This is a genomic window from Acinetobacter sp. ANC_7682 (genome assembly GCF_056779795.1).
Window position 1 is genome coordinate 77,988 of record NZ_JBWYIQ010000012.1, and the last position, 10,683, is coordinate 88,670.

A 10,683-nucleotide genomic window follows, 5' to 3' on the forward strand; every position below is an offset into this window, starting at 1 on the left:
ACTGTTTATGCAACTCAACCGACTAAATTTGATTGCGGTACTGGTAACTCATCATCACTGGTCCAATGCGTTACTGGTCGACTGAAAATATTTTCTGTTTGGAAGTGTTTGATTTTCCAAATGCCATTATTTTGTTGCTTAAAACTGATTGTCAGTTTGGCTGCATTCAAGTGGCTTGCACCCGTTTTGAAAGTTGATGTTTGCAACATCAACCAGTGACCAACAGCCACATCACCCTCAATATAAATTTGTTCAGAATTCACAAAATGTGCATTCATAACAAAATGCGAGTCCTTCAGCGTGTATGTTTTAAACATGTCATATACTGCCTGCCAAGACTCAAGCCGACCAAATGACTGGGCGTATTTTTTCCCTACCCCCTCCCAAATACACTCACGATCAAATAAATCCATCAGCGCTTCTAAATTTGTGTTTTGATTAAGTTCATCACAAATTTCCATATAGCGATTTAGGCAATTACGAATTTGATTCTGCGCTTCCAACTGTTGAAGACGTTGAAGAATGCTTTTGAGTTCATTAGAGTCGACCATATCGATATCCTTATCGTTGAATAATTAATTCACGACCAACTCTTGCTTCAACTTTGCAATACTTCCAAAGTTTATATGGACCTTCTCCGACCACAGTCGTACGGAATAAATTACATGCAGCATGAACTGTTTCAATATCAGGTACATCAGCCAATAAATAGGTTGTCCAAGGCCAACCCGTACTTGCACCTACCATGCTTTGATCATCATCTAAGTTGCCGTATACATGAACGCCAGGTAAATCATGGATACCATTCCACATTTCACCAAATGCTGCCCATACTGCTTTTGCTTCTGCTGGCTCTGCATCAAAGAAGTTTTGGTTAATCCCCATACAGAACAATACGCGTAATGATTTTTTAGCTTCCATTTCGATTTCCTTCTTTTCGGTCATTTATAAATATCCAGGTGTCGGATTAAGCCCAAAGCTCATCGCACCAGCATTTTGTAAAGTTGCATCACCCATAAATGCATGCTGTGTCACGACATTCGTGTCATTCACAAAGCGACTAAATGGATGGTTGGTATAAATGGCAGTCATGCCAGCTAACATTTGCATTTTGCGGGTGACCTTTGCACAGACTCTTGCCGCATGTGTACAAGATAGACGCATATCACTAATTAAATGTGGTTCAGGTTTTCGCCCGTTGAGTACTTCTTCCCATACAATATCCATGGTGTTGTAGAACCATGTTCTTGCAGCTAGGAACTCAGCTTCAGCTTTCGCAAATTCGTACTGAGTGATAGGTCGATTAGCAATTTCTGCACCTCCAGTAATCGACGACTTACCTGGAGCTAATTTTCTAAATTCTTCCAATGACGCCGAGGCTACGCCAATTCCGACTACGGTGAGGACTTGAGTCGCCAAAGAGAGGGATGGATATTTGAAAAATGGTTCGCTGAGTTTAGATGGCTCACCCCGAACAAAAGTCCAATGCTCAGGTACAAGTACATTATCGACAATGAGATCGTGACTACCTGTGCCTTTTAAACCTACTGTATCCCACGTCATTTCAATTTGTGCTTTATGCGCTGGTAAAACAGCCATACGTGGTAAGCCATGAGATTCATTATCTTTGATCGGGGCAATGCCTACACCAACGATATCTGCACCTTTACAACCACTTGAGAATTTCCAACGGCCTTTTACAACTAAACCCTCATTGGTCACTTGAGCAGCTTGCGGTGGAAAAATTCCACCAGCAAAAACGATATCTGGACCATTTTTATAAAGTTCGGAAAGTGTCTCTTCAGGTAAACTCCCAAGATAAGCTGGGCTCATACCAAAACTTGCAACCCAACCTACTGATCCATCTGCTTTAGAGAGCCTTTCAATAAGTTCACAAAACGTACGCGGTGAAACCTCATCACCACCGAAACGTTTAGGAACTAAAGCACGATATACCCCAATTGATTTCAGTTTTTGAATAATGTCTTGACTCACGTATGCTTGTTCGTCAAATTCACCTGAACACGCTCGCTGTCTAATCTCTTGACATAATTCTTCAAGATCAATCAAGCTCTCTGTTTGATCTTTGGCTAAATTGCTCATTTGCCACCTCCTTGTGAATGCTTCGTAATATCGACAATGTGTTGTGCAATAGCACACAATTTTTCATCTTCACCATGCTTAGCAATTAATTGCATACCGACAGGTAAGCCATTTGATGTTTCATATGGAATCGTGAGCGCTGGATGGCCCGATAGATTGAATGGTCGCACGAGCTTAGTTAAATTGAGGAAAGCAACAGTATTTTCAGCTTCGTCTAATTTAGGTGGAAATTGAGGTAGTGTCGGCAGTATCAAAACATCAACATTGTTGAGTAAATCATTGATCTGCTCTGTGAATTGAGTTCTTATTAATTCAGCATTTTCTACATCTTTTTGAGTGGTTTCAGATGCTTTTAATAAACGCTGATGAACATCATTGGCTAGAAGTCCAGTTTGAGTAAGATCATGATATGCACCCCAAGTTTCGTAATTAATGATCGACATACCTGCTTGATATGCCTCATCAATATTGTCTATGAATAGATTTTTTTGAGGTAAATCAATTTTTGTTAACTCAGCATCTAAGACACGCCAAATTTCAGATTCCGCTTCGACACGTAATATTCCTAATTGAATCTGCTGTAGATCGATTTGGATTTCTTTAAATGTAGGATCAATGATCTGCATAGCAAGAATCAGATTGTTGATATCTGATGCGAATGGTCCGACGCAGTCTAAAGTGGTATCTTTTGGCCAAACACCATCACGACTTACACGACCAAATGAAGGTTTTAATCCATACACTCCACAGCAAGCGGCTGGCATACGAATTGAGCCACCTGTATCCGTACCAATACTGAAGTCCGCTATATCTGCCGCAATAGCTGCAGCCGAACCACTGGAAGAGCCTCCAGGAATAAGTTGCGGATATTTAACATTTAAAGGTGTTCCGAAGTTTTTGTTTATTCCAGTTATACCGAATGCAAGTTCATGAAGATGAGTTTTTCCAATAATTTTGCAATCACTGCTGAGTATATTTTTTATAATTTCAGCATGTGAAAATGCAGGGCATGCTCCACTGCGCGCCTGAGTTCCAAGTGTCGTCACTTCATTTTGTATATCAATTGAGTCTTTAACCACGACTCTAATTTTTCCATCTCCTAAAGAGAGACTTCTAGATATAATATTCAATTCACTTTTCCATGTATTTTTATACTCAACATCAATATCTGAAAAATTAATGTATTTGTCAAGTTATTTTGAATTAAAATAATCTTTGTCTTTTTTCTTGTATAATCAATTATATTTTTTTAAGTTTAATTGCTGCTCATGTTAAAAAATTTTGAAAATTATTTGCCAAATAACGATCCCAAAAGTTTGGAAAATTTCCCATTTTTTTGGATATCTCAAGTTAATGGTAAGTATTCCCAATTGATTGATAAATCTTTAAAAAAAATCGGTCTCGATAATACAAAAAGAAAAATCATTTTGAGTACAAATGCTCTCGGTGAAGCGAATATCACTGAAATAGCTAATTTAGCAACAATCAAATTAACAACTGCAACTAAAGCAATCTATAGATTAGTCGAAGAAGGGATAGTTGAAGTTTTCTCATCCCCTCATGATGAAAGGATTTCTATGGTGAAGCTCACTGAAAAAGGATATGGTCTTGTGGATGAAATTAATCAGATCAATCGTGTTACTTTAGCTGGTATATTAAATTCTTTTGATGAGCAAGAACTTGAGTCACTAAATTTACAATTAAAGAAAATATTCAATTTAATGCCAAATAGGTAAAAAGACTAAAATCTTTTTACCTACTAACGCTTATTTCATAATTTCATATTGTGGAATAAGCTTATTAAATCGCAAATTTTCAGCGAATTTTGATATGACATTTAGTTTATATTGATAAATATCCATGCTTTCATATTTGTAAAAACCTGATAGTTCTCTAATACCATTTCTATTTTCCCTCATATTTTTTTTGATAATATCAGGGGCTTTGTAACGCTCACCAAGTTCTTCTCTCAAATACTCAGAAGCATGATACAAAATATCTCCTCCACCCCAATCGATAAACTCTAGCATACCTAACACTGAAAAACGCAAACCAAAACCTGTACGAATCGCTTTATCAATATCCTCAGCACTTGCTACGTTTTCTTCAACCATTCTCGCTGCTTCATTCATTGCCAATGCTTGAATTCTTGGAACAATGTATCCAGCAACTGCATTACAAATCACAGGGACTTTACCAATTGCCTCAAGTAATGTTTTTAGTTTTTCTACAGCTATATCAGCAGTATGCTCAGATCGGCTTAGCTCAACTAAAGGCATTAAATATCCAGGATTAAGCCAATGTGCATTAACAATACGTTCTGGATGAGAAATTAATTTTGCTATATCAGTGACCAAAAAGGTCGAAGTCGTTGATGCCACAATACAGTTTTTAGAAATTAAGGGTTCCAACCACCGAAAACAGTGTTGTTTATGAGTCATTATTTCAGGTACACCTTCAATAATTAATTCACAATTTTTCCAATCAATAGTTTGATTATCTTTGAAATAGAAATGAATTCTTTCTTTTAATACTTTACATTGATCATTCACTAACATCCCGATATGTTCTAAGAGATGCAACTCTTGGTCGAGGCTGTCATTCCATTTTTGCAGAAATTCATTTTTTTCTGCTGGGTTTCGATCTTTTACGTCTACAAGTGCAATCTCAATTCCTGCATATGCGAATGCGATCGCAATCGCATTACCCATTCTGCCTGCACCTACAATAATAATATTTTTAATCATGCAGATTGTTCTCCGGAGTTCAACAGGTCATTTAATTGTTGCTGCGTTAAATTAAATAACCCTAAATTTTCAAGAGTGCGACCTTCACTATACAAATCCCTACCAGTAATTGATGATGCGATATTCAGAAGCCCTTCAGCAATCGGCGTTTTGACTCCAACATACTTACCAACCGATACAATAAATGACAGGCCTAATCGTGTGTCTTCGAGCATATACCTATGGGAATGTAAATCTATTTTCTCGCGCCAATCGCCACTGTCCGTTAACTTACCATGTGCCCCCCTACCATACATCCACTCATCTCCTTCACCCTCTTTATTGTAATGATCTGCGAGTGGGAAATGCTGTTTCGAGTATCCCAATGCTTCACGAATATTCATTCGCTCTTGATCTAATAAGCTCGTTACTCTCCTCACTGAAGGTTGAGTACCTTCATTATGAATATCCCATACATCAAAATGTTCTAAAGGTGCAGCATTGAGCATAATTAATGGAGGATGAATAATGGGTCCTGCATTCATTAAAGCTCCACTCAAAGCATCCTCTATAGGCTCGATGCTGTCATAAGCTTGCTTTAATACTCTAATAGCATGATCTTTTAATTTTGCTGGATAGACCCCAGTAGGCAATCTCGTCGCATATACACTAATCACGATAGAATTCGGACTATGTTTTCTTACTAAATATGGCAACGTACCCGTTTCTGCAAAAGCCACGTCAGACTTATTCCCAACTTTAAGCATTGCTTGAGCAAATAGGTATGTTCCAAAAGTACCTGGGGGTAAAAATACGACTTGACCAGATGTTAAGTAGGGTGCTATTTCAATCGATAAATCTTCATGGCTTGTTGCGGGTAAAGGAATAATAATCAATTCAGCGTTTTCAATAGCTTTGGATAAATCAGTTTCAAGTTGGATTTTTTGATGTTCATCCCCAACAGATACTGTTCTAGTGCCACGAAAGTCTTTTACAGTAAGCTCACCATATTTCGCTAATTCTTTTAGTGAATCTCGATCTCTTCGCCATAATTTAACTTCGTGATTTTTTTCCGCCATTTCCACTGCTGATGCATAACATCCATGTCCACCGCCGAGAACTGTGATTTTCATTTTCTTCCCTTACATATTTATTGTGTATTGTGATAGTAGGAAAGATTCTTCTTTTTGCTCGCGTCAAAAAGCGGTACTGCTATTCGAATTACGAATTTATTTCTATTAATTTGTTTTGTTTAACGGTTTCTGAAGGCGTGCATCCATAACGTTTTTTATAAAGCCGAGTAAAGTGTCCAAAGCTTCTTACACCATGAGCATTGAAGATATCAATTATAGGCTGATCAACCTGAGTGTGTTTAAGTTCTTGATGAACTCGGTCCAATTTGATTGATGTCATGAAACTGAGAGGCGTTTGGTTCAAATAGGTATTAAATCCCTTTTGAAGCGTTCTTACCGAGACTTTTACAAGCCTAGCAACTTCCTCAATCGAGATTGCTTCCATATAATGTTGCTCAATCAAGTGAGCTGCATTTTTGATATAACTTGGGATGAGTTGATTTTTTTTATCTGCGATTCTTTCACTGAAATTATGTGGAATTTTGATCAATAATAACTCAGTCAAATATGAACTAAAGCTATCAGAAATTTGCCACCAGTTTTCAATATTTGAATATGCAAAGCATAAGTAGTTCAGTGTTTCTAAAATTGAAATTCTTTCTTCAGATGTATAGGAAATGCCACTATCGAAAATAAGATTTTTTTGAGGTATATATCCCAATAAGCGATATAAAACAGTATTGATCAACTCATGATCAATTTTTAATATAATATTTCTACATTTGGCTTGGAGTTCAATTCTATTTTCAAAATGAGGATGAGAAACTGTAAGTAATCCAGGATGTTGTTGATAAATTGAATGATCATATTTGACTTTACATCCCCCTTCCAAATTAAATCTAAACAGATAACTTTGACACTCAGCACCGAAACTAATTTGAACTGGAGCGTTGTAACTTAATTCAAATAGTGCAACTTGACCAAATGAAAACCCACTTAATTTTACCTCTAAAGATTCATCATTACATACTTCAAATTGATGAGGGCACAAGTATTGTCCTATCACATCTTTAATCTGAAAATAATCTTTTGAAGACAATAAGTTGAATTTCTTTAAAAGTTTCAGATTCGATAAATACATGATAGGTGTACCCTCATTATTTTATTCAGACATGATTTATTTAGACTCAACTTGCAAGCTATTTTCGAATGCTTTACAACCCACTTTCAATAATACAAAGCACAATACGCATGATATTGCACCAACGATAGATATCGATGAACCGACCATTAAAGGATTTTCAAAAATACGATCCGTAATTAAAGCCACTAATGTGGTACCAATACCTAAAGCAATTAAATTACTGATGAGTAAAAAGATAGATGAGATTTGGGCACGTAATTGATTTGGCGAAAGCATTTGCATTGCTGTTGTTGAAATCGGCATTGGGAAAGAAGCGAAAAACATTGCAACAACCAACAATGTAACTGATAGCCATAATTCATTAACTTGTGAAAACAAAATCATTGGAATAATCAGACCTACGATTCCAATCACACCCACAAACATAGGCGAATCTTTTCTGCCTTTTTGAATAAAATAATCATTCATCCAACCAGCCGCAAATACACCTAAAGTATTTGAAATCAGTAACACGGCACCCAACATATAGCCCACTTCAGTAGCTGTCATATTGTAATGTCGTATGTAAAATGCAGGTGTCCAGCTAATTAAGCAAAACAATGCCATGGCATAAAAAGTAAATCCCAAATAATGACATGTAAATGTTTTTTTATGCTTTTTCAAAAATTTAAAAGTATCACTAAGCTTTACTTTTACCACGTTCCCCTGCGCATCGACCATTTGCCCTTTACGCTTAGGATCTTTAACAGTTAAAAGCACTAATATGCCAATAATGACTCCTGGTAAACCTACTAAAATAAACGCCACTTGCCATGCCTTTAACATTCCAAATAAGGGTACAGCGATAAGAGACATGTCCTTGAGTAATCCAATGACAAAACCACCTACTAAGAATGCGATTCCCCCACCAACAAAAGAACCAATCGAATAAATAGCGACAGCTCGACCCAATTTATCTTTTGCAAACATATCACTAAACATTGAATAGGCTGCAGGTGACAAAGCAGCTTCACCAATTCCTACTCCCATTCTGCTCAAAAACAACTGGATAAAGTTCTTACTTAAACCACATAAAGCTGTTGCAATGCTCCAAAATACAATCCCGGCAGCAATTAATTTTGGTCTTGAGAATCGATCTGCGATATAAGCCAGCGGCAGACCCATGAATGCATAAAATAAAGAAAAAGCTAGTCCATGGAGTAGACTAAATTGCGTGTCTGTTAAATTCAAATCTGCTTTTATCGGTTCAATCATCAAAGCCAAAATTTGACGATCGATAAAAGAAAATATATATGCAACCATGCAAAGTATTACAACATACCAAGCATAAATATCCTTTTTTTTTGCATCATTGCTCTTTAACTCGGAAATTTTTTCCATCGAAATCATCCTAAATATTTTATAGATCAGCGCTATCCCTATGACAAATCCATGCCAATTTATGCTGATTTATAAAATAAATATCATTTTTAACAATATTATTCTATTTATTTTTCCATTATATATTACATATAAATAGATATTTTATATTAATCTAATCTAAAAAAATTAGTTCATACTTTTCAATTCGTCTAGATAATCTAATATTTGTTTGATGTATTCATTATTATCGATACTTCTATAGGCAACTGTAATTGGACTTTCAGCCTCATTATCTAGAATTGGTATAAATTTCAAATTTTTCATACCTATAGAGCATGCACTCTTTGGAATAATACACCCCCCCTCACCAGATGACACCATCCCCAATGCCATATGGATTTCTCTCGTCTCGATCAGATTTTGGGGAATTAAGTCAAGTTCAGAGAATATTCCTTGAACAAAAGTTGAGAAGTTTGGTTTAGGAGTATTTGGATATATATAAATATGTTCGTTGACCAATTGTGATAAATGTACTTCCTTAACATTTTGGGTCACTAATGTATGATCTTTGTGCACTGCTAAAAAAAGTTGCTCTCTTTCGATCACTATTCTTTTTATTGAAGGATCACTAATTCCTAATCGACCAAACCCAATATCAATTTTTCCCAATTTCAAAGCTTCTACCTGGTCCCTGGTTCCGCATTCCACTAATTCAACTTTTATATTTGCAATATGCTTTCTTAAATAATCAATGATCTCAGGTAATTTCCAATAAAAAAGCGAACCAACATACCCAATCCGTACCGTAGTATCTGTCACTTTATATCGATTTACCATCGATTTAGCATGTGCTGTTAAGGTCAGTATCTGTACAGCATATTGGTAAAAAAATTCTCCAACTTCAGTTGTTTTGATCGGTCTCATGCCTCTTTCAAACAATACGACACCTAACTCAGACTCTAAGTTTTTGATTTGTCGTGTAAGTGGTGGTTGTGCGATACATAATTTTTCAGCAGCTTTTGTAATACTTTTTTCTTCGACCACCGTAGCAAAATACTTTAATGTTCTTAATTCCATTGAAATTTCCTCAATCCATACTTTTTTAGTATTTTAATATACTACCTAACCTCTATTTTCAATACTTTATTTCAAATAAGGTATTTAGCATATATTAATGGAATATATTGCTGCATGTACAAAAATATTGAAACCTTGCTCGTTGAAATCCCGACGATCCGCCCACACAAGATGGCGGTCGCAACGATGCAAACTCAAACCTTAGTCCTCATTAAAATCGAAACTTCGGATGGTTTCATTGGTTGGGGCGAAGCAACCACCATCGGTGGCTTAGGCTATGGTGAAGAAAGCCCTGAAAGTATCAAAACCAATATCGATACTTATTTTGCTCCACTACTCAAAACTTTTACTGATCTCAACGTTGCTCAAATTATGCAAGTGTTGAAGAAGAATATTAATGGCAACCGTTTTGCAAAATGTGCCATTCAAACTGCTTTACTCGATATTCAAGCTCAACGTTTAGGCTTGCCTCTGTCTGAAGTGTTAGGTGGCCGTCTGCGTGACAGCGTCCCTGTACTTTGGGTGTTGGCTTCTGGTGATACGGATAAAGATATCGCTGAAGCGAAAAAGATGATCGAAGCTAAGCGTCATAACTTCTTTAAATTAAAAATTGGTTCTCGTGCTGTAGAAGCAGATGTTGAGCATGTTCTCACCATCAAAAAAGCGTTAGGTGCTGATATTTCTATCCGTGTCGATGTGAACCGTGCTTGGTCTGAGTTAGAAGCGATCAAAGGTATTCAGCTTCTGCAAGATGGTGGTGTGGATCTAATTGAACAGCCATGTGCAATTGACAATATTGATGCCATGGAGCGTTTAACTCGTCGTTTTGATATTGCCATTATGGCGGATGAGTCATTGATGGGTCCAAGTACAGCTTATTGTTTAGCGAAGCGTAATGCTGCTTCTGTGTTTGCTGTAAAAGTTGCTCAGTCTGGTGGCCTACTCGAAGGTCGTGATGTAGCAACCATTGCAAACCTCGCTGGTGTAGATCTGTATGGTGGCACGATGCTTGAAGGTTCTGTTGGCACCATCGCTTCTGCACATTTGTTCTCGACCTTTGAGAATTTGGCATATGGCACTGAATTATTTGGTCCATTGCTGTTGACTGACGAAATTTTAAAGACCCCGCTTCAATATCGTGATTTCGAATTACATCTGCCTCAAGGCAATGGTTTAGGTATTGAGTTGGATTTAGACA

At 36.8% G+C, this 10,683-nt stretch carries 11 protein-coding genes; 2 read left to right on the plus strand and 9 right to left on the minus strand.

Annotated elements, in window-relative coordinates:
- Positions 1-14: 14 nt before the first annotated feature.
- Genes AC1M9D_RS06720 through AC1M9D_RS06735 form a run of 4 tightly spaced genes read right to left on the minus strand, consistent with a single transcriptional unit; the run spans position 15 to position 3,233 of the window.
- Positions 15-551 (minus strand): nuclear transport factor 2 family protein, encoded by a 537-nt coding sequence (locus AC1M9D_RS06720; RefSeq protein WP_481611789.1) that lies wholly within the window; start codon positions 549-551, stop codon positions 15-17.
- Between the two features lie 10 nt (positions 552-561).
- The gene (locus AC1M9D_RS06725; RefSeq protein WP_035266405.1) at positions 562-921 is read right to left on the minus strand and encodes a hypothetical protein; all 360 of its coding nucleotides are present in this window, start codon (positions 919-921) and stop codon (positions 562-564) included.
- 24 nt (positions 922-945) lie between these two features.
- Positions 946-2,103 (minus strand): acyl-CoA dehydrogenase family protein, encoded by a 1,158-nt coding sequence (locus AC1M9D_RS06730; RefSeq protein ID WP_481589335.1) that lies wholly within the window; start codon positions 2,101-2,103, stop codon positions 946-948.
- Positions 2,100-3,233: an amidase gene (locus AC1M9D_RS06735; protein WP_481590756.1), complete on the minus strand. Its 1,134-nt coding sequence runs from the start codon at positions 3,231-3,233 to the stop codon at positions 2,100-2,102. Before AC1M9D_RS06735 ends, AC1M9D_RS06730 begins: the two co-directional genes overlap by 4 nt.
- A gap of 138 nt (positions 3,234-3,371) precedes the next feature.
- Between AC1M9D_RS06735 and AC1M9D_RS06740 the strand changes: the two genes are divergently transcribed.
- Positions 3,372-3,839 (plus strand): MarR family winged helix-turn-helix transcriptional regulator, encoded by a 468-nt coding sequence (locus AC1M9D_RS06740; RefSeq protein ID WP_092767678.1) that lies wholly within the window; start codon positions 3,372-3,374, stop codon positions 3,837-3,839.
- 30 nt (positions 3,840-3,869) lie between these two features.
- Here the strand turns inward: AC1M9D_RS06740 and AC1M9D_RS06745 are convergent, their stop codons facing one another.
- The 5 genes from AC1M9D_RS06745 to AC1M9D_RS06765 all read right to left on the minus strand — a co-directional run bounded on the left by AC1M9D_RS06745 (position 3,870) and on the right by AC1M9D_RS06765 (position 9,485).
- The gene (locus AC1M9D_RS06745; RefSeq protein WP_481611796.1) at positions 3,870-4,856 is read right to left on the minus strand and encodes a 3-hydroxybutyryl-CoA dehydrogenase; all 987 of its coding nucleotides are present in this window, start codon (positions 4,854-4,856) and stop codon (positions 3,870-3,872) included.
- Complete coding sequence (locus AC1M9D_RS06750) at positions 4,847-5,962, minus strand: NAD/NADP octopine/nopaline dehydrogenase family protein (RefSeq protein WP_481611790.1); 1,116 nt, start codon at positions 5,960-5,962, stop codon at positions 4,847-4,849. The genes AC1M9D_RS06745 and AC1M9D_RS06750 overlap by 10 nt, the downstream gene beginning before the upstream one ends.
- Positions 5,963-6,050: 88 nt before the next feature.
- Positions 6,051-7,043, minus strand: a complete 993-nt coding sequence (locus tag AC1M9D_RS06755) for a helix-turn-helix transcriptional regulator (RefSeq protein ID WP_481611791.1) — start codon at positions 7,041-7,043, stop codon at positions 6,051-6,053.
- Positions 7,044-7,079: 36 nt separating this feature from the next.
- Positions 7,080-8,426, minus strand: coding sequence for a spinster family MFS transporter (locus tag AC1M9D_RS06760; RefSeq protein ID WP_481611792.1), 1,347 nt, complete (start codon positions 8,424-8,426; stop codon positions 7,080-7,082).
- Between the two features lie 168 nt (positions 8,427-8,594).
- Positions 8,595-9,485 carry a LysR family transcriptional regulator gene (locus AC1M9D_RS06765; protein WP_035266330.1) on the minus strand — a complete coding sequence of 297 codons (891 nt, stop codon included), beginning with the start codon at positions 9,483-9,485 and terminating at the stop codon, positions 8,595-8,597.
- 114 nt (positions 9,486-9,599) lie between these two features.
- Between AC1M9D_RS06765 and AC1M9D_RS06770 the strand changes: the two genes are divergently transcribed.
- The coding region (locus AC1M9D_RS06770; protein WP_481611793.1) for a muconate/chloromuconate family cycloisomerase at positions 9,600-10,683 on the plus strand (1,084 nt) is incomplete at its 3' end.